The sequence below is a fragment of the Veillonella parvula genome (assembly GCF_001553335.1).
Classification (GTDB): Bacteria; Bacillota; Negativicutes; order Veillonellales; family Veillonellaceae; genus Veillonella; species Veillonella parvula_S.
In genome coordinates this window covers 24,005-47,944 of record NZ_KQ960784.1, presented here as the reverse complement: position 1 = coordinate 47,944, position 23,940 = coordinate 24,005, and the positions used below count along the sequence as shown (strand labels likewise).

The 23,940-nt window shown below is 39.2% G+C and carries 24 protein-coding genes; 19 read left to right on the top strand and 5 right to left on the bottom strand.

Annotated features, from left to right (window positions below):
- Positions 1–1,488: ABC transporter substrate-binding protein (locus HMPREF1865_RS02270; RefSeq protein ID WP_060919033.1), on the top strand; the 1,488-nt coding region annotated here is incomplete at its 5' end.
- Between the two features lie 67 nt (positions 1,489–1,555).
- On the opposite strand, the gene HMPREF1865_RS02265 is transcribed toward HMPREF1865_RS02270, so the two are convergent.
- The gene (locus HMPREF1865_RS02265) at positions 1,556–2,485 is read right to left on the bottom strand and encodes a YiiG family protein (RefSeq protein ID WP_060919032.1); all 930 of its coding nucleotides are present in this window, start codon (positions 2,483–2,485) and stop codon (positions 1,556–1,558) included.
- Between the two features lie 275 nt (positions 2,486–2,760).
- On the opposite strand from HMPREF1865_RS02265, the gene HMPREF1865_RS02260 reads away from it, so the two are divergent.
- From HMPREF1865_RS02260 to HMPREF1865_RS02230, 7 genes are all read left to right on the top strand, one after another.
- Positions 2,761–4,146, top strand: a complete 1,386-nt coding sequence (locus HMPREF1865_RS02260) for a Sau3AI family type II restriction endonuclease (RefSeq protein ID WP_060919031.1) — start codon at positions 2,761–2,763, stop codon at positions 4,144–4,146.
- A 151-nt stretch (positions 4,147–4,297) separates the two neighbouring features.
- Entirely contained in the window at positions 4,298–5,593 is a 1,296-nt protein-coding gene (gene dcm / locus HMPREF1865_RS02255) for a DNA (cytosine-5-)-methyltransferase (RefSeq protein WP_060919030.1), read from the top strand.
- A gap of 192 nt (positions 5,594–5,785) precedes the next feature.
- The gene (locus HMPREF1865_RS02250; RefSeq protein ID WP_060919029.1) at positions 5,786–6,604 is read left to right on the top strand and encodes a sulfurtransferase; all 819 of its coding nucleotides are present in this window, start codon (positions 5,786–5,788) and stop codon (positions 6,602–6,604) included.
- A 13-nt stretch (positions 6,605–6,617) separates the two neighbouring features.
- Positions 6,618–6,845, top strand: a complete 228-nt coding sequence (locus tag HMPREF1865_RS02245) for a hypothetical protein (protein ID WP_004695048.1) — start codon at positions 6,618–6,620, stop codon at positions 6,843–6,845.
- Positions 6,846–6,982: 137 nt separating this feature from the next.
- Complete coding sequence (locus HMPREF1865_RS02240; protein WP_060919028.1) at positions 6,983–7,738, top strand: exodeoxyribonuclease III; 756 nt, start codon at positions 6,983–6,985, stop codon at positions 7,736–7,738.
- A 183-nt stretch (positions 7,739–7,921) separates the two neighbouring features.
- Positions 7,922–8,611 carry a 7-cyano-7-deazaguanine synthase QueC gene (queC, locus tag HMPREF1865_RS02235; RefSeq protein ID WP_060919027.1) on the top strand — a complete coding sequence of 230 codons (690 nt, stop codon included), beginning with the start codon at positions 7,922–7,924 and terminating at the stop codon, positions 8,609–8,611.
- A gap of 492 nt (positions 8,612–9,103) precedes the next feature.
- Positions 9,104–9,595, top strand: coding sequence for a QueT transporter family protein (locus HMPREF1865_RS02230; protein WP_060919026.1), 492 nt, complete (start codon positions 9,104–9,106; stop codon positions 9,593–9,595).
- 141 nt (positions 9,596–9,736) lie between these two features.
- On the opposite strand, the gene HMPREF1865_RS02225 is transcribed toward HMPREF1865_RS02230, so the two are convergent.
- The 4 genes from HMPREF1865_RS02225 to ispE all read right to left on the bottom strand — a co-directional run bounded on the left by HMPREF1865_RS02225 (position 9,737) and on the right by ispE (position 14,529).
- Positions 9,737–10,993: a Glu/Leu/Phe/Val family dehydrogenase gene (locus HMPREF1865_RS02225; RefSeq protein WP_004695052.1), complete on the bottom strand. Its 1,257-nt coding sequence runs from the start codon at positions 10,991–10,993 to the stop codon at positions 9,737–9,739.
- A gap of 351 nt (positions 10,994–11,344) precedes the next feature.
- The gene (locus HMPREF1865_RS02220; protein ID WP_060919025.1) at positions 11,345–12,805 is read right to left on the bottom strand and encodes an alanine/glycine:cation symporter family protein; all 1,461 of its coding nucleotides are present in this window, start codon (positions 12,803–12,805) and stop codon (positions 11,345–11,347) included.
- A gap of 138 nt (positions 12,806–12,943) precedes the next feature.
- Complete coding sequence (locus tag HMPREF1865_RS02215) at positions 12,944–13,636, bottom strand: GntR family transcriptional regulator (RefSeq protein WP_004697535.1); 693 nt, start codon at positions 13,634–13,636, stop codon at positions 12,944–12,946.
- The gene (gene ispE, locus HMPREF1865_RS02210) at positions 13,633–14,529 is read right to left on the bottom strand and encodes a 4-(cytidine 5'-diphospho)-2-C-methyl-D-erythritol kinase (protein ID WP_060919024.1); all 897 of its coding nucleotides are present in this window, start codon (positions 14,527–14,529) and stop codon (positions 13,633–13,635) included. Before ispE ends, HMPREF1865_RS02215 begins: the two co-directional genes overlap by 4 nt.
- Positions 14,530–14,734: 205 nt before the next feature.
- On the opposite strand from ispE, the gene HMPREF1865_RS02205 reads away from it, so the two are divergent.
- The 11 genes from HMPREF1865_RS02205 (at position 14,735) to atpF (ending at position 23,938) form a co-directional block, all read left to right on the top strand.
- A complete protein-coding gene (locus HMPREF1865_RS02205) occupies positions 14,735–15,691 on the top strand; it encodes a YitT family protein (protein WP_004695056.1) in 957 nt (318 codons plus the stop codon).
- Positions 15,692–15,856: 165 nt separating this feature from the next.
- Positions 15,857–17,494 (top strand): phosphoglucomutase, encoded by a 1,638-nt coding sequence (locus tag HMPREF1865_RS02200; protein ID WP_024061086.1) that lies wholly within the window; start codon positions 15,857–15,859, stop codon positions 17,492–17,494.
- Positions 17,495–17,628: 134 nt separating this feature from the next.
- Complete coding sequence (locus HMPREF1865_RS02195) at positions 17,629–17,904, top strand: ACT domain-containing protein (protein ID WP_004695058.1); 276 nt, start codon at positions 17,629–17,631, stop codon at positions 17,902–17,904.
- A 9-nt stretch (positions 17,905–17,913) separates the two neighbouring features.
- Positions 17,914–19,272 carry a PFL family protein gene (locus HMPREF1865_RS02190; RefSeq protein ID WP_060919023.1) on the top strand — a complete coding sequence of 453 codons (1,359 nt, stop codon included), beginning with the start codon at positions 17,914–17,916 and terminating at the stop codon, positions 19,270–19,272.
- Between the two features lie 34 nt (positions 19,273–19,306).
- Positions 19,307–20,458 carry a glycosyltransferase family 4 protein gene (locus tag HMPREF1865_RS02185; protein WP_012864792.1) on the top strand — a complete coding sequence of 384 codons (1,152 nt, stop codon included), beginning with the start codon at positions 19,307–19,309 and terminating at the stop codon, positions 20,456–20,458.
- Positions 20,459–20,515: 57 nt separating this feature from the next.
- A complete protein-coding gene (gene wecB / locus HMPREF1865_RS02180) occupies positions 20,516–21,658 on the top strand; it encodes a non-hydrolyzing UDP-N-acetylglucosamine 2-epimerase (protein ID WP_060919022.1) in 1,143 nt (380 codons plus the stop codon).
- A 1-nt stretch (position 21,659) separates the two neighbouring features.
- Positions 21,660–21,854, top strand: a complete 195-nt coding sequence (locus HMPREF1865_RS02175; protein ID WP_012864790.1) for an AtpZ/AtpI family protein — start codon at positions 21,660–21,662, stop codon at positions 21,852–21,854.
- A gap of 142 nt (positions 21,855–21,996) precedes the next feature.
- Positions 21,997–22,233 carry a hypothetical protein gene (locus HMPREF1865_RS09615; protein WP_230949592.1) on the top strand — a complete coding sequence of 79 codons (237 nt, stop codon included), beginning with the start codon at positions 21,997–21,999 and terminating at the stop codon, positions 22,231–22,233.
- A gap of 245 nt (positions 22,234–22,478) precedes the next feature.
- On the top strand, positions 22,479–23,171 hold the full coding sequence (atpB, locus tag HMPREF1865_RS02165; RefSeq protein ID WP_004697507.1) for a F0F1 ATP synthase subunit A: 693 nt from the start codon (positions 22,479–22,481) through the stop codon (positions 23,169–23,171).
- Between the two features lie 23 nt (positions 23,172–23,194).
- Positions 23,195–23,422 (top strand): F0F1 ATP synthase subunit C, encoded by a 228-nt coding sequence (gene atpE / locus HMPREF1865_RS02160; RefSeq protein ID WP_004695064.1) that lies wholly within the window; start codon positions 23,195–23,197, stop codon positions 23,420–23,422.
- Between the two features lie 18 nt (positions 23,423–23,440).
- Positions 23,441–23,938: a F0F1 ATP synthase subunit B gene (atpF, locus tag HMPREF1865_RS02155; protein WP_004697511.1), complete on the top strand. Its 498-nt coding sequence runs from the start codon at positions 23,441–23,443 to the stop codon at positions 23,936–23,938.
- The last annotated feature ends 2 nt before the right edge of the window (positions 23,939–23,940 follow it).

The window sequence follows — 23,940 nt, the reverse complement described above, 5'->3', positions numbered from 1 at the left end:
TGTGGAAAAGACACCAATAAGGACACATTAAAAGTAGGAGCTATGTCCTATGCAGAGACTTTAGAACCTACTGAGAATTACTTTAGTTGGGGAATTGTGCGATATGGTATAGGGGAGAATCTTGTTAAATTTGATGACTCTATGAAACCACAACCATGGATTGCTTCTTCTTGGTCAGTAGGAGATGATTATAAGACTTGGACTTTTGTTATTAATGATAAGGTCAAGTTTTCTAATGGACGTAAGGTTACGGCACAAGCTGTTAAGGATTCGCTTGAACGTGCATTCCAAAAGAGTAAACGTGCAAAATCCTTTTTTTCTTATGACTTAATGGAAGCAAATGGACAGACTTTAACTATTCGTACTGATAAGGTATATCCCAATTTGCCTGGATTATTAGGTGATCCTTTATTCTTGATTGTAGACGTTCAATCAGAACGTGATGGACGTGATTTTAGTAAAGAGGGGCCTATTTCGACGGGTCCATATGTGCCTATATCTTTTACTAAAGATCGTATTGAGTTAGATAGAAATGAAAATTATTGGGACGGTGATGTTGGGTTTAAACATGTAGTTGTGGACTCTATTAATGATGTGAATACTCGTGCCATGGCATTACAAGCTGGCGATATTGATATGGCCGTTAATATTGCTGCCGGTGAGTATGGATTATTTAAAGATAGTAATGACTATATCATTGAAGAAACTCCTTCATTGCGTGTTGTTATGGTTCGTATGAACCACAATGGATACTTGAATGATATTAATGTAAGACGTGCTTTAGTGGCGGGTGCAGATCGTGAGAATTATGCAAAAAAACTATTTAAAGATACTTTTGTAGCGGGGAGAACTCCGTTGCCACCAAGTTTAAATTATGGATATAACGACATTAAAATTCCTGAAACGTATAATGTAGAACGTGCAAAAGCTTTATTGGCACAGTCTGGATGGGTAGATACTGATGGAGATGGTTATGTAGATAAGGATGGCAAGAAATTACGACTTAATTTCTATACCTACACATCTAGACCTGAGGTTATCTTATATGCAGAAGCATTGCAGGTTGATTATAAAAAAATTGGTATCGATGTTAATGTAGAGATTGTTGATTCTAGTGTAGTTGATAAGGTAACACGTTCTGGTGAATATGACTTGGCAATAACTAGTGTGTCAACTGCTAGCACTGGTAGTCCTGTATGGTTCTTAAAACAATATTGGGGTACAAATATTGATGGTTCTAATCCAACCAATGTGTCTGGTTTTAGTAATCCTAAATATGATGAATTACTTGATTTGGCAGAAACAACTATAGATGATACACAACGTTATAATGCCATTGTGGAAGCCCAAGAAATATTGTTAGATGATAGTGCATCATTATTCTTAGGGTATCCAAAAATTAATATGATTTGTAAAAGCTATATAAAGGGGCTTAAGATTTCGCCAAGTGAATATTACATCATTACGAAAGACTTGAAAAGAGAATAAAGGCTGCTGCTTACATAAAAATAAAAGGACTAGCTCACAGGGGCTAGTCCTTTATGTTATCTAACTATTATTTTTTCTCTGTTACGTCTAATTCTGACATATTAACAGCATTTGCCTTACTAATCATTTTATTGTATTTAGTAAATAATTGCGTATAAGCTTCACCGTAGGAAGAGTTGATAATAATGTAGTTGCGTGCTTCTGCGACAAACTCTTTTACGGCATCTTGATATTCTCTCACAGCATTTTGTGTTTCCGGTGTTGTACCAGGTTGTAATTTATTAATACGCTGTGTAATTTGCTGTAAATTAGTTTCGACCTTTTGTGTATCAGTATTTCCATCTGGATCGATAAGGTCGATAGTACGTGCAGTCATGAGGTTTAACTCAATAAAGTTGACTGCATTTTCACGTTTTTCACTTTGGTACTCAGTCATGCGCTCGGTGTAGAGTTCATTATTATGATTATCTAAGGCTAAATCTAATGCATTGGAAGTAGCGTAGAACTGTTCTGCTAAAGGTACATATTGTGCGGCTAACTCATCGCTACCTTTGTAATTATCCTTTTCATAACGGCGTTCTACATAGTAAGTTTGCAATTGATCTGCAATAGGGATAATTTGATCAAGTACTACGAGGACGTCATTCGTCGCCTGATTTATATCTTCGTATGGCGTTGAACTATCTTGTTTTGCCGCTTCTAGTGCAGCTCTAAGTTCCTTATATTTAGGTAGTGTAATCGTCGTATTATGAGAACCATTACGCAATTCTTCCAGCGTTGGTTGTAATTGGCTAGCATAGGCTACACTATACGAGTTATATGCGTCCAGTGCGACAATATAAGGTCGTATTGCGTTGATTTTATCGTCAACGGTTGATCGATATAAAATTGTCGTTGTATTGGATGATAAGAGTGTATACACCCCATAGATCCCACCACCGATAATAGCAACACCGAGCACAATGGCTGCTATTAACTTGATGTACCCCTTTTTCAACTGCGCACGCTCCTTGAAAACACACTAACTCTTTTGGATCCATTTGGGCAGACTAATGCCCTAAGAGTAATTATTTACATTATATCACAACTTTACGTGGCAAAAAAGACGTATAGATACGATAATTATAAGGAATAGATGAAAATGTTTAATTTGAACATGTATTAATATTTATAATTAGCGATTAAACGATGAATGAGCAGTTGAAAGTTAAATTAGTATAATTCTGTATACCTTTGATATAATTTATGTATATGTGATGGGAGGCGGTTCTAATGACTTTGGATAAGATATATAACTCTATTGAAGATGTATTAGATGTGGCACAATCTGCGGAAGGTAAAACAGTAGGTGAATTTGATATAAATAAGCGACTAGACAGCAAAGGGAATAAGGGTGGCATTGGTCAGATTTTAGAAGAAGGTCTTTTTAAAATTGCTGTGAATAGTCGTGCTGAAGCTGATTTTGTAAACTTAGGATTAGAGTTAAAAGTAACTGCTATAAAAGAAAATAAGAAGAATGAGTTCTCAGCAAAAGAACGACTAGTACTTAATATAATTAATTACGAAGAGGATTATAAGGACTCATTTTATGATTCTTCCTTTTGGCAAAAAAATAAGAACTTATTAGTTGTATTTTATCTATATAAGGATGAAGTAGATAAAAAGGAATTTCCTATTGTTAAATCCGTTTTACACGAATTTGATCCAGCAGATTTGGAAATCATAAAACAGGATTGGGAAACAATTATAGATAAAATTAAGCAAGGTGAAGCACATAATATTTCTGAGAGTGACACGATGTATTTAGCAGCATGCACTAAGGGGGTTAACGCCAAATCGGTGAGAAGACAGCCGTTTTCAGATATACCAGCAAAACAACGTGCTTTTTCCCTTAAAAACTCCTATATGACTGCTTTTGCTCGACGTGTTATTGATAAGCAGTTAATTCCTTCACTCTTTAATGTTGATGAGCTTAAAAGTAAGAGTACCTTACAGCTATTGCAAGAGCGATTTGCTCCATATATTGGTAAAAGAGTTTCTGAGATTGCTAGACTTATAGATATTCCCGTTAACAAAAATAAAGCCTTTAATGCTAACCTTATAAGTGCCGTATTAGGCGTAAAAGGAACTAAGTTAGAATCCCTTAGGGAGTTTAATAAAGCAAATATTAAATTTAAGACTATAAGACTCGAGCCTAATGGAGTTCCTCGTGAACATATGTCCTTTGAGCAAATCGATTTCAATCGTTGGGTTAGAGATAATTGGGAAGAGTCTCAAGTTTATGAGAATTTTGAGTATACAAAATATCTATTTGTAGTATTCCAATATGATGAAACAATAACACAAAATAAAAACAGAGAGCCTTGTTTAAAAGGAATTATGCTCTGGAATATGCCAGAAGTAGTTATAGAACATGAACTAAAAGATCTTTGGAAAACTACAAAATTAATTTTGGAAACTGGTGTAGAACTTAAAGCTACAAACAATGGTGTGTCAAATAATTTGCCAGGGACTAAATTTAATGGTGTTTGCCATATACGACCTAAAGGCAAAGATGGAAAAGATAAGGTTATGTTACCAGATGGTCAAATGATAGCTAAGCAATGCTATTGGTTAAATAGAGAGTATATAGCAGAAATAGTTAAAGACGTGAAATAGAGCTAGAAATAAATCGTACTATTAGAGTCTAATTATAAGAATACCCTAAGGGTTTGCATTAAAGTAATTAATTTTGATTTTGATCTTGATCTTTTTTATTATTTTTGCTATAATAAAGATCTATGAATATGATAAATTAAGGGGTAAAGTAATGAAAATATTCTCTATGTTTGATGGTGTAGGTGGATTTATAGTAGGGCTAGAAAACTCATCTAAAGAGGTTTTTAAAACGCTATATTCTAACCAATATGAGCCATCTCGTAAGATACAAGACGCCTATGAGGTAGGCTTATATAGATTTCCTGATATGGAACATATTCCAACAGACGTAGCTTTAATTCCTAATGAAAAGTTTAAGGAAATGAAAGCTAATGGTGTAGATATGATTGTTGGTGGATTTCCTTGCCAAGACTATTCTGTAGCACGTAGTAAAAAGAATGAGCTTGGTATTGAAGGAAAAAAAGGCGTTCTTTTCTGGGAAATTATCCGTGCTACTGAGGTAATTAGACCTAAGTATTTGGTTTTAGAAAATGTTGACCGTTTATTGAAGGCTCCTTCCAATCAACGTGGTCGTGACTTTGCGATTATGTTGGCTGCTTTCAATCAATTAGGTTATTCTGTGGAGTGGCGTGTTATCAATGCTGCTGATTATGGTCGTGCACAACGGAGACGTCGTGTGTTCTTCTTTGTATTTAGAAATGACACAAAGTGGGGAAAACGACTACACACTAAATACGAAGCCACATTGCCTACTGATGCTGATTTAGATACTCGTTTAGCTTGTTATACATCCTATATCTTTAATGATGGGCTTTTTGCTCGTCAATTCCCTGTTAAAGGTGAAGCCGTTAAGAAACGTATTAATGCAAATAAGCTTGATGAAGATATTGCTGAAGTTTCTGCTAACTTTTCAGATGGTAAAATGTGGAACTCTGGCCTTATGACAAACGGGTACTATTATACGATTGAAACTGAACCTAAAGGTGATGAGGAACCAATACCAATGAAAGAGATTGTGGTTTTACCTAATCAAGTGCCGGAAGAGTATTATATCAATGGTGAAAAATTAGAGAAGTTTAAATATCTCCGTGGTCCTAAGAAAATTACACGGACTGCAACGAATGGACATACTTATACCTTCTCTGAAGGTGGTATGAGTGAATATGACTCTCTTGAGCTACCTGGGCGGACAATGCTTACATCTGAAGGTAGTGTAAATCGCTCTACACATCTTCTGAAAATTGATGGTAAATATCGACTCATTACACCGATTGAAGCAGAGCGTTTACAAGACTTTCCTGATGATTGGACGCGCTATAAATGTAATGCGAAAGGTGAAGTAGTAGAAGTATCTGATCGTATGCGTATGTTCTTCATGGGCAATGCGCTAGTGACAGGCATTGTTAAACGTATAGGTGATGAACTTCAGAAAATTGATGCTATCTAAATTAGGGGCTGTAACAGAATGTGGTTTTACCACATTTTAGTTACAGTCCTTTTTGTGCGTAATTTAGTTTTTATGCCACGCAAATAAATAACTTTTACTGTGCCAAAATAAATTGTATATCCTGTTATACTCGTATATAATAATATTATCAGATTTGTATTTTTCGATATAATCATATGAAAGGAGTACAACATGTCAAATTTTATCACTCCTAAAGAATTATTAGCTTGTTTCGATGAGGTCATCATTTTAGATGCTCGAGGGTATCAAGATTATAAAAAGGGCCATATTAAGGGGGCTTATGCGGTAGATTTAGATAAGGATTTAACAGGTCCTTTGGGTGAGCATGGTGGTCGTCATCCGTTGCCAGATATGGAACGATTGGCTCATACCTTTGAGTCTTATGGCATTACTCGCAACTCCAAGGTTGTAGTATATGATTCTTGGCTATTTTTAGCGGGCCGTCTTTGGTGGACGCTACGCTACATGGGCTTAACTGATGTACGGGTGTTGTCTGGTGGTGTTGAACGTTGGGTTAGAGAGGGCCATCTCCTAACTAAAGAGCCTACTCCATTACCGGCTGAGCCATCTATTTTTAACTACGAGTTGCAAACGTATATGGTTATGAGCCGTGATGAGGTACTCAAGGCTAGTGAAAGCGGAGATCATGTTATCATTGATGCTCGTGCGCCATTCCGCTATGATGGATCTCAAGTGGATACGATGGATGGCATGACAGGGCATATTCCTGGGGCTGTTAATCATTTTTATGAAAGTGGCTATACCGTAGATGGTCCTAAATCCTTGAAAGATTTAGAGGCTGAGTATTACAACGAAATTTACCAAAATAGGCCAGTTGTAACGTACTGTGGGTCTGGTGTCACTGCTTGTAATGCGTTGTTAACCATGAGTGAAGTAGGCCTTGAGTCTGCTTTATATGTTGGTAGTTCTAGTGACTGGGTAACCTATGAAGGCTTCCCGCTTAGTACAGGTGTAGAAACATTAAACTAACTTAGGAGGGCGAATGAATCTATTAAAACAATTATTAACAGTCGTTGCCTTTGGTTATTTGTGTTATCACATCTATACCTTTGGACCTGGTATGTTTAATGTAACTGTATTAGTGATTCTTATCTTGTCGGCGGTGGCTAACTATTTTCGTGAGAAACGTGAAAGCGATCTTAAAGCAAACGAAAACGCTCGTAAGGCTCGTGCTGAAGCAAGACATGCTAAGAAACATAAAAAGCAGTAATATCGCTAAAATATAATCTTTAGATTAGCTTACATTAAGCAAAAACTTGGTTTATATTTTATGTGAAAGAGACTTTCACCAATTTAAATACGGTGAATACTATTAGATTGATGAGAATTATCGCAAAGGAGTAAGAATTGAAATTAATTTCTTGGAATGTAAACGGCCTACGCGCCGCTGTAACAAAGGGATTTATGGAATCCTTTAACGAATTAGATGCTGATATTTTTTGTTTGCAAGAAACTAAATTGCAACCTGAGCAGATTTCTTTGGAGTTGCCAGGGTATGAGCAATATTGGAATAGCGCTGTGAAAAAAGGCTATAGTGGTACTGCTGTATTCACGCGCGTTAAGCCCTTGTCTGTAACTAATGGTATCGGTATCGAAGAGCACGATCAAGAGGGCCGTGTTATCACTGCTGAATACGATAATTTCTATTTAGTATGCTGCTATACGCCGAATAGCCAACGCGAATTAGCGCGCCTTGATTATCGTATGACTTGGGAAGATGCGTTCCGTAATTATTTGCTTGAACTAGATAAGAAGAAACCAGTGATTCTTTGCGGTGATTTGAACGTAGCTCATCAGGAAATAGACCTTAAGAACCCTAAGACAAATCGTAAAAATGCGGGCTTCTCCGATGAAGAACGTGCTAAAATGACTGAGCTCTTAGGCGCTGGCTTTACAGATACATTCCGTCATCTCTATCCAGATGCGATTGAAGAATACAGCTGGTGGTCTTACATGGGCAAAGCTCGTGAGCGAAATACAGGATGGAGAATTGACTATTTCATCACATCTAAACGTCTTGACGATAAAATCCAAGAAGCTAAGATTCACCAACAAATCTTTGGCTCCGATCACTGTCCAGTAGAATTAGTTATTGATTTATAAAATTTTAGCGAATGTAAAAGCACAGCCTCATCCGTAGATGAGGCTGTTGTAATAGCGTTAGGACTTTTACTATCGAAATACATATATCGTTGAAATCCATATATTATTGAAATATATATCTATGTTTGTATTCTTTATTTTTCGAGATATTTTGAAAACTGTTATTCAGAATAAGGAGATAATATGGCTCAAAAACAAAAGGCCGTCGTTCTTTTTAGCGGTGGCGTAGATAGTACTACTTGTTTGGCCCTTGCTATTGAACGTTTTGGTAAAGATAATGTGGTGCCCTTATCGATTCAATATGGTCAAAAACATAGTAAAGAATTAGAAGCTGCTATAGCTATTTTAGAGCACTATGGTCTCGAAGGTAAAACGATGGATGTTACTAAGCTATTTGCCTTTAGTAACTGCTCCTTGTTGGCACAATCTAGTGAAGATATTCCGCAAGGTTCTTACAAAGAACAACAAGATGCAGAAGGGGAAGGTACGGTAAGCACTTATGTACCGTTTAGAAATGGTCTATTCTTATCCGCTGCAGCATCTTTGGCGCTATCCTTAGATTGTGGCTATATCTATTATGGTGCTCACAGTGATGATGCGGCGGGCAATGCATACCCTGACTGTACAGAACACTTCTACAAATCTATGGGCGACGCCATCTTTGAAGGATCCGGTAAAGAATGCTCCTTAGAAGCACCTTTTATTAACTCCAACAAAGCTGACATCGTAAAAGAAGGCCTACGCCTCGGCATACCATACCACCTCACATGGTCCTGCTACGAAGGCGGAGACAAACCATGCGGACACTGCGGTACCTGCATCGACAGAGCAAAAGCCTTCCACGCAAACGGAGTCGAAGACCCAGCATTGTAAAAGTAGCTATCTCTATATACTTCTACTGAAACTGGCTTAAATTAGTAGTCGCCTTTGGTCGACTACTTTGCATATATTCTAATTGGTTAGAGTGTTCATTTGACTCAAGGCGGACTTTTACGTCACTAGTATTGTGATAAACGTTGATTTGTTTAATTTGATGTGGTGGGAGATACCTTTTCAAAGAGCGACTTTGGCAGGTCGAGGCCCTAGGCCGATGACCGGTTCGCCAGTGGAGCGATGAGGAAAGGTATCTTTCACCACCCCGACCTTACAAACTTAATACTAATAGTAGTTAGCTCTAAAAAGTCCGCCTGAATCTAAATTGATTGCGAAAATATTAGATATATGCTAATATTAGTACTGCCTAAAGGCGACAACTAAATAAGACAGTTTGAAACCATCCTGTCTCTAAACAAAACTACGGAAATTCATAAGCATTGTAAGCATGGTAGTTTTGCCATGCTTTTTTATTTTGAGGAGGTGAGTGTTATGATTTCTACACGCAAATTGACTATTTCTGCCATGGTTGTGGCATTGTACATCGTTGTATTGTATGTAACGCAAAGCGTTTCCTTCGGGGCGTATCAAATTCGTATAGCAACATCATTATATGCACTTGCTTATGCCTTTCCGTTCTTGGTGATTCCCATGGGGATTGGCAACCTCATTTCTAACTTCCTATTCGGCGGTCTTGGCATCCTAGATATGATGGGAGGCTTTGGTGTGGGTGTATTGACGACTGGCATCATCGTAGGTATGCGCAAGCTTGGCTTCAGCGCTTGGTGGGTAATGCTTCCAATCGTCTTTGTGCCTGCACTATGTGTGCCATTGTGGCTCAGCCCATTACTTGGTCTACCGTACTGGCCATTAGTGTTGAATCTTATTGTTGGTCAAACTATTCCAGCTATTCTTGGTTCTGTATTGGTGAAAGCTTTGATCAGCCGTCCTAGCATGGCAGCTTTATTAGGTGCTTTTAAATAATAGGTGCTTTTATCAATATAGCTAAGTAAATAATTGAACCTCAAGAGACGTTTTGATTATGTATATAGGTAAATAAAAAGGCGTAAGCTCAAATCGAGCTTACGCCTTTTTTATGGCTAAAATGTATGGAGGTATAGGAGTTTAGCAGTTATAGCCACGCCATCTAGTTTCGACTACGAGGCGTTCAAGAGCAACCATGTACGCTGCTTGACGAGGAGGTACATTGTATTTATGTTGCATTTCCCAAACAGCTTCGAAGCTATTTTGCATATTCTTAGTTAATCTTTCATTAACTTCTTCTTCAGTCCAGTAGAAGCTTGCTTTATTTTGTACCCATTCATAGTAGGATACAACTACGCCACCGCCATTGGCAAGCACGTCAGGAATGATATCGATGCCCTTTTCATAGAAGTATTTATCTGCATCATTAGTAGTAGGACCATTAGCGCCTTCCAAGATAATCTTAGCTTGGATATTTTCCATGTTGTCTTTGTTTAATTGGTTCTCAAGGGCTGCCATGTACAATACATCAACTGGTTGAGCCAATAACTCTTGTGGTCCAATTGTAGTCATGCCTGGTTCGCTGTAACCTTCTAGGGAACGACCGTGGGAGTTAGCATATTCGTATGCTTTTTCAACATCGAGACCGTTAGGATTGTAGATGTTAACACTTACGTCGCCGATAGCTACAACTTTTGCACCTGCTTGTGCAATGAGACGAGCACCTACGGAACCTACGTTACCAAAGCCTTGAACCGCAACCGTAAGGTTTTTGATATCCAAGTTTTTCTTAGCAAGGTAGCTTTGCAATGCGATGAGGCAACCGCGACCAGTCGCTTCATTACGGCCTAAGGAGCCGCCAACTTCGATTGGTTTGCCTGTAACGATACCTGGGCTCCATTCGCCTTTTAATGTGCTGTATTCGTCAGCAATCCAGCTCATGATTTGAGCATTCGTATTTACGTCTGGAGCAGGAACGTCAGTATTAACACCAATGATAGGTGCAATACGGCGTACAAAGTTACGAGTTAAGCGTTCTAATTCGCGAGGGTTTAAAGTTTTTGGATCGACTTTGATGCCCCCTTTACCACCGCCATAAGGAATGTTAGCGATAGCGTTTTTAATAGTCATCCAAGCCGCAAGTGCACGCACTTCGTTTTCATCAGAATCTGGATGGAAGCGAAGACCGCCTTTAGCACTACCACGCAATGTGGAATGTTGGCAACGATAACCTTCGTATACGCGAACTTCACCATTGTCGAGTTGAAGAGGAACTGCTACTTTTAGTTCCCGTTCTGGGTGACGTAACACTTCGTATTCGCTACGAGTATAGCCGAGCTTTTCAGCTGCTACGTCTAACGTGTTTAACATGTTTTCATATGGGTTATAACCGCTCATAATTACCTCCTGGATAATAGAGTAAATTAATAATTTAATTAGTGCTAATTTTAACGCATACTTAAGTATTCGACATTGTAAACAGAATACCCTTTATATTTTCATAAATATATTCTATAGTTTTTGATCTTTGAAAGTTGTAAAAATATAGATAATTACTATGATTTTTATCACAGTACAATCTGCTAATGAACGATTTTTTTATCTATGAAAATGGATACTTTTACAAAAAAATAAAGATCTATATTCTGAAAAATATAGACCTTTATGTATGTACTAATAAACTATTTTAAAGAGTATATGAAAAGACTGGTGAAAGATACTTTCACCAGCCTCATACGTCGATATATTTTATTTTTCCACAGTATCTTCAATCGGAGTAGGAGGTACGGAGGAGTCTGTAGTTTGACCATCACCCCACCATACGATGCCGTACGTGTGGTTTAGAATAGAACGGTTAAATACTGGCGTTTCAATACCTGCCTTACGTTGTTTAATATAGTCATCGAGGGCAAGACCTGCTGTGCGCCCCATACGTACGATGGAACTTACGTTAGTTAATACTAAGAAAGCCATGAATAAATCGGCTAGATTCCATACAAGATCTAGAGAGGCAATAGAGCCCACAAATGTCATAAGAATTACGCCAATACGGAACAAATGTAGGTAGAATCGTTTATTTGTTAAGTGGCTAATATTGATTTCACCGTAGTAATAGTTACCAATTAAGGAGCTAAAGGAGAACATAACGATGAAAATGGCTACGGCTGTAGGAGCCCAAGAACCAAACTGTTGAGCTAGGTTATGTTGTACAAGAGCAATACCTGTTAGACCTGTAGTGCTGTAATCACCCACGATGAGTACAATGAAAGCAGAAGCCGTACAAATGATGAAGGTATCAAGAAATACGCCGAATGCTTGTACAAGACCTTGTTCGACAGGGTGGTTAACAGCTGCAGTAGCGGCTGCGTTTGGAACAGAACCCTCACCGGCTTCGTTAGAGAAGAGCCCCCGTTTGATACCATTCATGACAGTAGCACCTAATAAGCCACCACCTGCTGCAACAGGCTCGAATGCAGAGGAGAAAATAGTATAGATTACATGTGGGAATTGGGTGATATTCATAATTACCACGAATAATGCAGTAGCAATGTATAGAATCGCCATGATAGGAACGATGATTTCAGATGCTTTTGCAACGCGGTTGATACCACCGAAAATGATAATGCCAAGAAGGACTGCCACTACAGCGCCTGTATAGGATACATCAAGGTTGAAAACCTGAAGAGATGCAGCCAATGTATTGGCTTGTACAGAATTGTAAATCCAACCATATGTGATACTGATTAAAATAGCAAATAAAACAGATAACGCTTTGTTGTTTAGACCATAGCGAATATAGTAAGCTGGTCCACCATAGAAACCGCCTTTAGCGACAGGCTCTTTGTAGATTTGCGCCAATGTAGATTCGATGAAGCCCGTGGCAGCACCGATGAGTGCGATAACCCACATCCAGAAAATAGCACCAGGGCCACCAAGTACAACGGCAATAGCTATACCTGCGATGTTACCAACACCTACACGAGATGCGGTACTAACACAGAATGCTTGAAATGAGGATACATGGTTCTTTTCTGTAGAGCTACCTGCGCCGTTAATTACGAGGCGAATCATTTCTTTAATCATGCGAATTTGTACAAAATTCGTTGTCATCGTAAAGAAGAGGCCTGCGCCGATAAGAATAAAAATGATGAAATAACTCCATAAATAACCGTTTATGGTGGATATAGCATCATTAAGCATTGCTTCCATAAAAACTCCCTTTCTTATAAAAAATCCATATTTCATACTAATCAATGATATTGTATCAATTTCTATAGACTATGTAAAACAAAAATCCTTCACAAATAGGAAGGATTTTGCTTTATATAGTATTTTGTAGGATGTTTTTTATGCCTTAGTAAATTCTTGTGACTCTTCCATTCCTTGCAACAAGGTTTGTTCAGAATGTTCCATGTGAATTCGAGCTAGTTTACGAGCTTGTGCGGCATTGTGAGAGGCAATGGCTTCCACTAATTGACGATGTTCCTCCCAAGTTTTTCTAAGACGACCTGGTTGGTTCATAGAAAAACTACGGAAGCGATAGGTTTGCTCTCGCAAGTTGTGAACGATGTCTGCTAATCTTTCGTTACGAGATGCGCGGTAGAGGACTTCGTGGAATTCTACGTCCGCAGCCACAACGGATTCCATATTTTTGTTTTCCATATGATCGCCGATTTCTACAAGCATTCTCTCCAGCGTTTCGATTTCCTCTTCTGTAATGCGTTCTGCTGCAAGGCCTGCTGCCAGTTCTTCAAGGGCAGAGCGGATTTCAAATACTTGCGTAATATCCTTCAAAGAGATGTTGGCAACGTAGGTGCCGCGGCGAGGCACCATAACGACAAAGCCTTCTAGTTCCAGTTTACGTATGGCTTCACGAATGGGGGTACGACTTACGCCTAACTCTTCGGCAAGGGGAATTTCCATGAGGCGCTCCCCAGGTTTTAACACCCCATCTTGGATGGCTTGACGCAATGTTTCACTTACGACTTCTCTTAGTGGTTTATACGCATCGAGTCGTATAGGTTGTAACCGTTTTGTCATACTAAGTCCTCCTGTGTACATGTTTTAGTAATGAGTGACAGCCAATCATGACCAGCTGCTTTAATCTCTTCTTGTAATTGCAAGGCTTCCATAGGTTTGTTAAGTAATACTACCATCGTAGGACCGCTTCCTGTCATGATGGTTGGGTAACCACGGCTAGTGAAAAACTCCTTACATATTCCTAGTTCTTCGTGATCTGGGAATAATAATTCTTCGAAAGTATTAGCGCTACTAGTGAAAGCAGATTGTAAATGATTATTCTGAAGATGATTCAGAACGGTATCGATTGTTTTTGCGGTGGCCTTAGATTTACCGTTGAAGCGCCCATAAGCAACCGCTGTAGAAATAGATACCTTTGGCTTTACTAGTAATAGCCAATGTGCTTCTGGCGATTGATTATAGGTTAACACTTCGCCACGACCTGTTCCGCGAGCGGTACCACCTTGTAGTAGGAACGGCACGTCAGATCCGAGTGAGGCACCAATGGTTAAGAGTTCCTTTTGCGTAAGACGTAAGTCCCAAAAGCGGTTGAGACCTAATAACATGGCTGCTGCGTCTGCACTACCGCCACCAAGACCCGCTTGAATAGGAACGCGTTTTAATAGGTGGATGGCGGCACCGGCTTTACAACCCGTATAGGCCTGTATGGCGCGTAACGCTTTGAGCGCGAGATTATCTTCTCCATAGCTTACGAGTTTTTGCATGTAGTCAGGCAATTCGGGAGCGCCACCAGAAAATACTACGGAATGATGCTTAGCGAAATAAATAGAATCACTAAGGCGAATCGATTGAAATATAGAATCGATGTCGTGGTATCCATCGTCACGCTTGCCTGTAATAGCAAGCCCAATATTAATTTTGCTGCAACCGAGTTGCTCAAAACTTTTACTCATAATAGCCTCGTTTGTAATGTACAAAATATATGCAGTTTATATGTTTATTTTATACTGTTATAAAGTGATTGAAAATAACCATTAAGTGGTTTATGATGATTTTGTATATACCTGTTGTTTGATTATTAAAAGCATTGTAAACAGCGTATGTTTTAATTAGTTCATTATAGAATATTTATAGTGAAATGGCAATTTGGAGGGAGCTATGTTTGCCAAGTATAAAGATGTTGTCTATCAATGTGTCATAGTTGCTATTGGTTGTGCAATTTTTGGTGCTGGTTTAGATGCCTTTGTACTACCTCACAAACTGGTTAGTACTGGTATTAGTGGGGTAGGGTTGATTTTGTATTATTTAACGGGATTATCCGTTGGTTCTTGGAACGTTATTTTGAACGTCCCTATATTTTGGGCTGCTTGGAAGTGGCTTGGTAAACGTGTAGTGCTTAATACCTTGTATGGTACGCTCATGTTATCGTGGATGATTGATCTGTTTAGTTTCTTGCAATATGACATGATTATTAAGGATCCACTACTCAGTTCTATGATGGCAGGTATCACAACTGGACTAGGGCTTGGTATCGTCTACCGTGTAGGTGGTAATACAGGAGGCCTTGATCCAATTGCACTTATCGTTCGTAAATATTATGGCCTTCAAATGGGGTCCATTAATAGCGCTATCAACTGTGCCATCCTCTTAGTTGCTGTCGGCGTTGTTGGACTTGAAGCGGTAGCTGTAACTCTTATCAGTGTGTATGTGTATACTATTATTACAAATAAGGTGGTAATCGGCTTTAATCAACGTAAAGTTGCTTTTATCATTACCTATCGCACCGATGAAGTATGTGAGTGTATTATCAATAAGGTTGGTCGTGGTGCCACTATTATTAATGGTATTGGTGCCTATACACGGACGCCTAAGCAAATTGTGATGGTTGCAGTCAACTTGCTGCAGGTAAATAAATTGAAAGAGGTTATTCAAGAAGCGGACCCAAATGTGTTTATCTTGATTACTGATGCCCAAGAGGTTATCGGGCAAGGTTTTACTCAACCTATTGTTCCTGCGGAAATATCTAAACAGCTGAAATCACAAGATATAACTACCGAAGCGAACAATAATGTTGTAATAGATATAGATGAAAATAGTTGTAATAAATCAAAATAAAGAATTATGATAAAATCTCTGGCTGTTGTCATCTTATATTAATTATGTGTAAATATAATATTTTATGAATGATACATACATTTTGGAAATAATTTAATATAATTGATCGAATATCAAGGTTGTAAAATGAGAGGGCTTGCCCTCAAGATAAGATTAGAGGTTTCTATGACTCATAAATTAGCAGGTACGCCTGTACAAGAACAAGATATTATCGATGTGCAAACCCTTGTGGATGCATATTTTGATAATGCTCCGGATATTACAGATCCGACACAACTCGTATCCTTTGGCACATCTGGCCATCGCGGTACATCTTTAAATAGTACGTTTACAGATTTACATGTGGCCGCTATTACACAGGCTATTTGTGATGGCCGTGGTCAATTCGGCGCTACAGGTCCGATTTTCGTCGGTCAAGATACACATGCTTTATCTCAGCCAGCCCTTGTGACGGTTCTAGAGGTCCTTGCTGGCAATGGTGTAACTGCAATGGTTGATTCCGATATGGATTTCGTGCCGACACCATCTATATCTCGTGCTATTATTCGTTATAATGAAAGCCACGATGATAAGGCTGATGGTATCGTGATTACGCCGTCTCATAATCCTCCAGATAATGGTGGCATTAAGTATAACGCTACCAATGGTGGTCCAGCGGATACGTTGATTACTAAATGGATTGAAACACGTGCCAATGAATATGTTCACGCATATTGTGAATTAGAAGGATTTAAACGTATTAGTATCGACAATATTGAGCCCGATCAACAGGTTCCATATGACTATAAAGGTCTATATGTAGAAGAACTATCTTCTATCATTAATATGGAGGCAATCCAAAGTGCAAAACCTAAGGTCCTCGTTAATGCTCTCGGCGGTAGTGGGCTAGGTTATTGGCGTGCTATTAAAGAGCGATATAATCTAAACCTAGATATTATTAATGATGAGTATGATCCAACGTTTAGCTTTATGACCTATGACCATGATGGTAAGGTACGTATGGATTGCTCATCTGAATATGCCATGGCTGACGTAATTAAACAAATTGGTAATTATGATCTCGCTGTTGGGAATGACCCTGATTATGATCGCTATGGTATCGTTAGTCCGCATGGGCTAGCTTCTCCAAACGCATTTCTTGTGACTGCGGCGGATTATTTGTTTACGACTCGTGGTTGGACAAATAAAGGGGTCGGTAAAACCGTTGTTTGTACCACTATGATTGATAAATGGGCTGCTAGTAAAGAGGTTCCTGTTTATGAGGTTCCAGTAGGTTTTAAATATTTTAGTTCCCTATTATTCGATGGTGAGATTGGTATTGGCGGTGAAGAATCTGCTGGTGCATCGTTCCTTAAAAAAGACGGTACCGTATGGACTACTGATAAAGATGGCATGGTAATGGCTCTCCTTGCGATGGAAATGTATGCCGTTATGGGGGCTACTGTTGACCGACTCTATAATAATCTTGTTGTAGGGTGTGGCGATCCTCGTTTTGGTCGTATTGATGCACCTTGTACAAAGGCGGCCAAGGCTAAGTTGAAACAATTAAATGCAAGCTCCATTACGGCTACCGAAGTAGATGGTGATGCGATTACTAATGTTCGCACTACTTCTCTGTATAAAGATATGCCTATCGATGGCGTTCGTGTGGAAACGGAAACGGGCTGGTTTGTAGCACGTCCATCTGGTACTGAAGATTTATATAAAATTTATGGTGAAAGCTATAAAGGGGATAAAGGTCTTATCGCATTGTTAACTGCTGGTGAAGAGATTGTAACAAGTGCTTTGTCTGACGAAGTGTAACATGTTGTTTTCACTAGAAAACTCATAAAGATTTCACTCATGAAAAATAATAAATGTGTTATAATATATTAATATAGTTTATTGAATGCCCTATACTGGCTATATAGTTTGTAGTGCTTAGAGAAGGTGATGTTATGAAATTAGTTGTTACCGTTGTCGGCGTAGACCGCGTTGGTATCATTGCTGGAGTTAGTACTGTACTCGCTAACTACGGTGTAAATATTATGTCCATTAATCAGACCATCCTCGATGGCGTTTTCAATATGATTATGATGTGTGAAACCAAGTCTGAAGATATGAAAAATCTTACAGCTATCCAAGAGGCTTTGACGACTCAAGGTAAAGAACTAGGTGTTGAAATCCGTGCACAACATGCTGATATTTTCTTGAGCATGCACCGTGTAGGATAGGAGGCACTTATGTTATCTATCGACAATATTTTAGAAACGAATCAGATGATTCATGATAACAAGCTTGATGTGCGTACTATTACGATGGGGATTAGCTTGCTAGAATGTGCATCTAGTTCTGGTAAAGAGTTGTGTGACCGTATTTATGACCGTATTACAAAAGAGGCAGAACATCTTGTATCTACAGGGGAAGATATTGAGCGAGAATTCGGCATCCCTATTATCAACAAGCGTATTTCTGTAACACCCATTTCTCTTGTAGCAGGTGGTAGTGATTTAACATCCTATGTTCCTGTAGCAGCAGCTATGGATCGTGCAGCAAAAACTGTAGGTGTTAATTTTATTGGCGGCTTTTCTGCGCTTGTAACAAAAGGCGCTACTCGAGCCGACCGCATTTTGATTGACTCTATTCCTGAAGCGCTGGCGACTACGGATATCGTTTGTAGCTCTGTTGCTGTGGGCTCTACTAAAACTGGTATCAACATGGACGCAGTGCGAGACATGGGAATCATCGTTAAGAAAACTGCAGAGCTTACAAAGGATAATGATGCTCTTGGTTGTGCTAAGCTCGTAATTTTCTGTAATCCTGTAGAGGATAATCCGTTTATGGCAGGGGCCTTTTTTGGTGTAACCGAAGGGGATAGTGCTATTTCTGTAGGTGTATCTGGCCCGGGCGTTGTAAAACATGCGCTTGAATCCGTTCGAGGCCAATCCTTTGACGTTGTAGCAGAAACGATTAAACGTACTGCTTTCAAAATAACTCGCGTAGGTCAATTGGTAGCGCAAGAGGCATCTCGTCGTCTCGGCAAACCATTTGGTATTATCGATTTATCCTTGGCCCCAACGCCAGCTGTAGGCGACTCTGTAGCTCACGTTCTTGAAGAAATGGGCTTGTCCTCTTGTGGCTGTCATGGCACTACAGCAGCACTAGCATTACTTAATGATGCGGTGAAAAAAGGTGGTCTTATGGCCTCCTCCCATGTAGGTGGACTTAGTGGTGCATTCATTCCTGTCTCGGAAGATGCAGGCATGATTGATGCCGTATCTTGTGGTAGTTTAACACTTGATAAATTAGAGGCTATGACATGTGTATGTTCTGTTGGCCTTGATATGATTGCTATTCCTGGAGACACTACTGCTGATACCATTTCTGCTATAATTGCAGATGAATCAGCTATCGGCATGATTAACAATAAGACAACTGCGGTTCGTGTAATTCCTGTACCTGGTAAGACTGTTGGAGAGGTTGTTGAGTTTGGTGGATTATTAGGCTATGCTCCTATTATTGAAGTGAGTCCATATAGTGCAGCCGAGTTCATTGCCCGTGGTGGAAGAATTCCTGCTCCTATTCGTAGCTTAACGAATTAGTCCGTTTTTACAACCTACTTGTTGGAGGTGTCTTATGAGTGAATATGTGCTCGATTATGTGTGGGCCTTTGCATTAGCGCTCATCATAACCTTTGCACTTACCCCATTGGTAAAACGCTTTGCCGTTGCTGTTGGGGCAATAGATAAGCCTGATGCTCGAAAGGTGCATCATGGTGCAATTCCACGACTTGGTGGATTAGCAATCTTTCTCGGTTATGTGGGATCGGTTCTTTTTAACAATTCCATCCCGCATGATCATAAATTGTTTGGGTTTGTCCTTGGTACGGTCATTTTGGTGCTAGTTGGTATTTGGGACGACATTAAACAAATTGAGCCAAAAACTAAGTTAATGGGACAAATTATAGCAGCTGCTATTCTGGTGGCTTATGATATTCGAGTAGACTTCATTAACCTTCCTTGGGGTGGTGTAGTATATCTCAAGTATTGGGCTATTCCATTGACTATTTTCTGGATAGTCGGTTTTACAAATATTGTAAACCTCATCGATGGACTTGATGGCTTGGCTGCAGGTATTTCCTTTATCGCATGTATCGCTGTTTGTGCAATGACATTGCAACTTGGTCAAACTGATCTTGCTTGCCTTTCTCTTGCCTTAGCAGGTGCGACTGTAGGTTTTCTGCGGTATAATTTTAATCCTGCAAAAATATTCATGGGTGATACGGGATCGATGTTGTTAGGGTATACATTAGCGGCTATTTCTGTTATGGGGGCTGTAAAGACAGCTGCTATGATTGCTCTAGTGGTACCTGCTATTGTGTTAGGCTTGCCTATTTTGGACACCTTATTTGCCATTGTGCGCCGTAAAATCAGTGGACGTCCCATCTTTAAACCCGATAAAGGTCATGTTCACCATCGTTTATTGGCACAAGGATTAACACAAAAGCAAGCTGTATTGTTGATGTATGCAGTAACAGCTCTTTTCGGCGGTGTATCTGTTATCGTTGCAGAGGTTAATGCTTGGGTCGGCGCGACCTTGGTATTAGTAATTTTCTTGTGTAGTATTTATATTGCACGACGTCTTGGCGTTATCATGCATAGTGATGCGGCAGGGCATCCGTTACCACGTCCTACAATTGAACGCAGCGACTCGGATGATACCATATCCTTTGATCGCGATGAATTGGCTAAAGCTTTGGAGAATACTGATGATTCTCATAAGGAATAACCATCTGTGGGGTGCTTGGCGCCCCATTTTCTCTATCCTACTACGTTGGAGGCAACTATGTTAAAAGTTATGACAATCTTTGGTACAAGACCTGAGGCTATCAAGATGGCTCCTCTTGTAAAAGCATTACAAGCAGCACCAGATATGGAACCTATCGTCACCGTTACGGCACAGCATCGAGATATGCTTGATCAAGTACTAAACTTGTTTAATATTACCCCAGACTATGATTTAAATATTATGAGCCAAGGTCAAACACTATATGATGTAACTAATCGTGCTTTGATGGGCCTTAAAGATGTATTAGAAGAAGCAAAACCTGATGTGGTACTCGTTCATGGTGATACTACAACTACCTTTGCTGGGGCATTGGCTTCTTTCTACCAAGAAATTCCTGTAGGTCACGTGGAAGCAGGACTACGGACGGGTGATATTTACTCCCCGTTCCCTGAAGAGATGAATCGCAAATTGACGGGCTCTATTGCGACGTATCACTTTGCGCCTACTTCTAGTTCTGAAAGCAATTTAAAAAAAGAAAATATTAATACAGAACATCTTTATGTAACGGGGAATACTGTTATCGATGCTCTTGATACGACGGTACAAGACAGCTATGTATTCGATGATGCAGCTATTAATGCTCTTGATCCTAAAAAACGTACGGTTCTTGTTACCACACATCGCCGAGAAAACTTAGGTGAACCTATGCGCCATGTATATCAAGCCATTCGAGATTTAATCAATGAATTTGAAGATATTCAAGTTGTTTTCCCTGTACATAAAAATCCTAAAGTTCGCCAAGTTGTACAAGAGGAACTTGGTTCTGTGGAGCGTGTTACATTAATCGACCCTCTTGACTATGAACCATTTGCAAACTTGATGGCTAAATCTTACTTGATTTTGACTGATTCAGGTGGGATTCAAGAGGAAGCTCCAGCTCTTGGTAAGCCAGTTCTCGTATTACGTGATACGACAGAACGTCCTGAAGCGGTAGAAGCAGGCACTGTTCGCCTTGTAGGTACTGATAAAGATGCGGTACATAAAGCCGCTTATGAATTATTGAGCAATGCTGAAGCGTATAAGTTAATGTCTAATTCTGTTAACCCATATGGTGACGGAAAAGCCTCTGAACGCATCATTCAAGCGTTGCGACATGAATTCTTAGGTGATGCGCGTCGTCCTGAACGTTTTGGTAAATAATATGGATAAGGATCTTGTGAAAGCCCTCGCCATGGCAACATCAGCGGGGGTCACATTGGTCTCCTGTATAGGAGGTTTTATTTGGCTAGGTTATAAATTGGATACTTGGCTTCAAACGGAACCACTCTGCATGGTCATATTTGGCCTAATAGGAGCTATAACAGGGTTTTATATGTTATATAAACAAGTTAAGTAGTGAGGTATGTATGAATCAATATATAAAATTCATAGTGCGCGTGCTACTGACTTGTTTTTTTATTGCCTTTTTAGGTGTAATAATACAGGTTGCATGCGGATTACAACACTATGTATGGGGATGGCTGTGGGGCATTTTTATAATGGTGCTCTACTTGCTTAGCCTTGCACTACATGGTCAAGCAATTATATTAGGTGATCCTTATAAGGCTGTTCGTAAGGCGCGTAGACAGATGGTGTGGCGTCTTATGCTTGTTGGATCTTTAGTCGTATTAGGTTTGAAGATTCTCCATGTAGAAGCAATTAGTATGTTTGTAGCGATTGCACTTATCCAGCCTGCACTTTATATAGTGTATTGGCGACTTAGTGGACGGTTCTAATTTTTATTATTTTAATTAAGAATTTTATTGCATTTAAATTAATGTATTGTATTCCAATTAATGTATTGATGTGGATTTTAATAAGACATGGAGTCGTATTCTAATAATGCATTGAATACATTCTATTTATGATTATTTGGAATTGTTTACCCTTCAAGTGTTGATTATATATCTATAACGATGTATGATGATACATATATATTATATTTATATTAATGTAAATATATTAGGTTTTTATTAGGTTTATGGAAGGGGTTGAGAACGTGGAATTACATGCGGGACACCATGAGGTCGTGCAGTGGTTGGGGTTGACATTTAATATGGATACTTTAATTGCTACATGGGTTACTATGGCTATTGTAATACTGATAACAGTATTAGCCACCCGGGGACGTAAATTGGTGCCTGTAGGCTTGCAGAATATAGTGGAATCTATATTAGAAGGCTTAGAGGGGCAATTAGCTCCGAATTTGGGTCGCCATTGGCCGATGGTGAGTTCCTTGTTGTTTACGTTTTTCTTATTTATTTTTGTAGGAAATGAGTTAGGCTTAATGCCAACATTCAAGGCTTTAACATCACCAACATCCGATATTAACACTACAATTGCATTAGCTTTATGTAGTACATTAGTGGTATGGGTTATGGGGGTTAAAGTTAAAGGCTTATCTTATTTTAAGCATTTTGTACGACCTTATAAGGCTTTGTTAATACTCAATATTTTCGAGGAAATTGCTAGACCTGTTACACTTGCTTTCCGTCTATTCGGTAACATTGTGGCAGGTGAAATTTTGTTAGAAGTATTATATAACTTGCCTTGGTTTGTGCCGGTACCATGGGTTTGGATTGCTTTTAGTCTATTTATTGGTATTATTCAAGCCTTTATTTTTACCGTTCTTACTGCATCCTATTTGGGGATGGGGCTTAGTGAGGAACATTAATTAATTTATATGGAGGATATATTATGGAAGCTCAAGGTTTATTCGCGTTAGCAGCGGCAATTGCAGTAGGTTGTGGTGCTATTGGTGCAGGTATCGGTGATGGTCTTGTATCTAGCAAAGTTATTGAAGGTATTACACGCCAACCTGAATTGCGCGGTCAATTGATGTCTACTATGTTCGTAGCGATTGGTTTGATCGAAGCGATGCCTATCATCGGTGTAGTAGTAGCATTTATTTTGTTATTCAGATAATAACGAGGAGGAATAACCTTGGTTGACTTAAGCCTTGGAACGATTCTTGCTCAAATGTTGAACTTTTTTATATTAGTTTGGCTATTGGCTCGTTTTGCATATAAACCATTATTGGCTATAATGACAGAACGTAAAGAACGAATTGCTAAAGACTTAGAAGCTGCAGAACAAGCTCGCGCAGAAGCAGAGGGGTTTAAAGCTGATTATGCAGCTCAAATTGCTAATGCTCGTATAGAGGCACAACAAATTGTTGAAAAAGCAGTTCAAGAAGCAGAAAATACAACACGTGAACAATTGTCAACAGCACGCGAGCAAATTGAACAAGAAAAAAATCGTGCTCGCCAAGATATCGCTATTGAACGCGATCGTGCTATGAACAGCTTGCGTAACGAAGTGGTATCTTTATCTGTAGCTATGGCTGGTAAAGTTGTTGCTAAAGATATGAACAGCGAAACTAATACAAAATTGATCGAAGACGCTATTCGTCAACTTGATAGTAAAACGATAGGGTTGTGATA

Bases quoted from the DNA above. Each gene is read 5' to 3' on its own strand.
- HMPREF1865_RS02260 (WP_060919031.1), top strand. From the start codon at position 2,761: ATGACTTTGGATAAGATATATAACTCTATTGAAGATGTATTAGATGTG.
- dcm (WP_060919030.1), top strand. From the start codon at position 4,298: ATGAAAATATTCTCTATGTTTGATGGTGTAGGTGGATTTATAGTAGGG.
- HMPREF1865_RS02250 (WP_060919029.1), top strand. From the start codon at position 5,786: ATGTCAAATTTTATCACTCCTAAAGAATTATTAGCTTGTTTCGATGAG.
- HMPREF1865_RS02245 (WP_004695048.1), top strand. From the start codon at position 6,618: ATGAATCTATTAAAACAATTATTAACAGTCGTTGCCTTTGGTTATTTG.
- queC (WP_060919027.1), top strand. From the start codon at position 7,922: ATGGCTCAAAAACAAAAGGCCGTCGTTCTTTTTAGCGGTGGCGTAGAT.
- HMPREF1865_RS02230 (WP_060919026.1), top strand. From the start codon at position 9,104: ATGATTTCTACACGCAAATTGACTATTTCTGCCATGGTTGTGGCATTG.
- HMPREF1865_RS02225 (WP_004695052.1), bottom strand. From the start codon at position 10,993: ATGAGCGGTTATAACCCATATGAAAACATGTTAAACACGTTAGACGTA.
- HMPREF1865_RS02220 (WP_060919025.1), bottom strand. From the start codon at position 12,805: ATGGAAGCAATGCTTAATGATGCTATATCCACCATAAACGGTTATTTA.
- HMPREF1865_RS02215 (WP_004697535.1), bottom strand. From the start codon at position 13,636: ATGACAAAACGGTTACAACCTATACGACTCGATGCGTATAAACCACTA.
- ispE (WP_060919024.1), bottom strand. From the start codon at position 14,529: ATGAGTAAAAGTTTTGAGCAACTCGGTTGCAGCAAAATTAATATTGGG.
- HMPREF1865_RS02205 (WP_004695056.1), top strand. From the start codon at position 14,735: ATGTTTGCCAAGTATAAAGATGTTGTCTATCAATGTGTCATAGTTGCT.
- HMPREF1865_RS02200 (WP_024061086.1), top strand. From the start codon at position 15,857: ATGACTCATAAATTAGCAGGTACGCCTGTACAAGAACAAGATATTATC.
- HMPREF1865_RS02195 (WP_004695058.1), top strand. From the start codon at position 17,629: ATGAAATTAGTTGTTACCGTTGTCGGCGTAGACCGCGTTGGTATCATT.
- HMPREF1865_RS02190 (WP_060919023.1), top strand. From the start codon at position 17,914: ATGTTATCTATCGACAATATTTTAGAAACGAATCAGATGATTCATGAT.
- HMPREF1865_RS02185 (WP_012864792.1), top strand. From the start codon at position 19,307: ATGAGTGAATATGTGCTCGATTATGTGTGGGCCTTTGCATTAGCGCTC.
- wecB (WP_060919022.1), top strand. From the start codon at position 20,516: ATGTTAAAAGTTATGACAATCTTTGGTACAAGACCTGAGGCTATCAAG.
- HMPREF1865_RS02175 (WP_012864790.1), top strand. From the start codon at position 21,660: ATGGATAAGGATCTTGTGAAAGCCCTCGCCATGGCAACATCAGCGGGG.
- HMPREF1865_RS09615 (WP_230949592.1), top strand. From the start codon at position 21,997: ATGGTGCTCTACTTGCTTAGCCTTGCACTACATGGTCAAGCAATTATA.
- atpB (WP_004697507.1), top strand. From the start codon at position 22,479: ATGGAAGGGGTTGAGAACGTGGAATTACATGCGGGACACCATGAGGTC.
- atpE (WP_004695064.1), top strand. From the start codon at position 23,195: ATGGAAGCTCAAGGTTTATTCGCGTTAGCAGCGGCAATTGCAGTAGGT.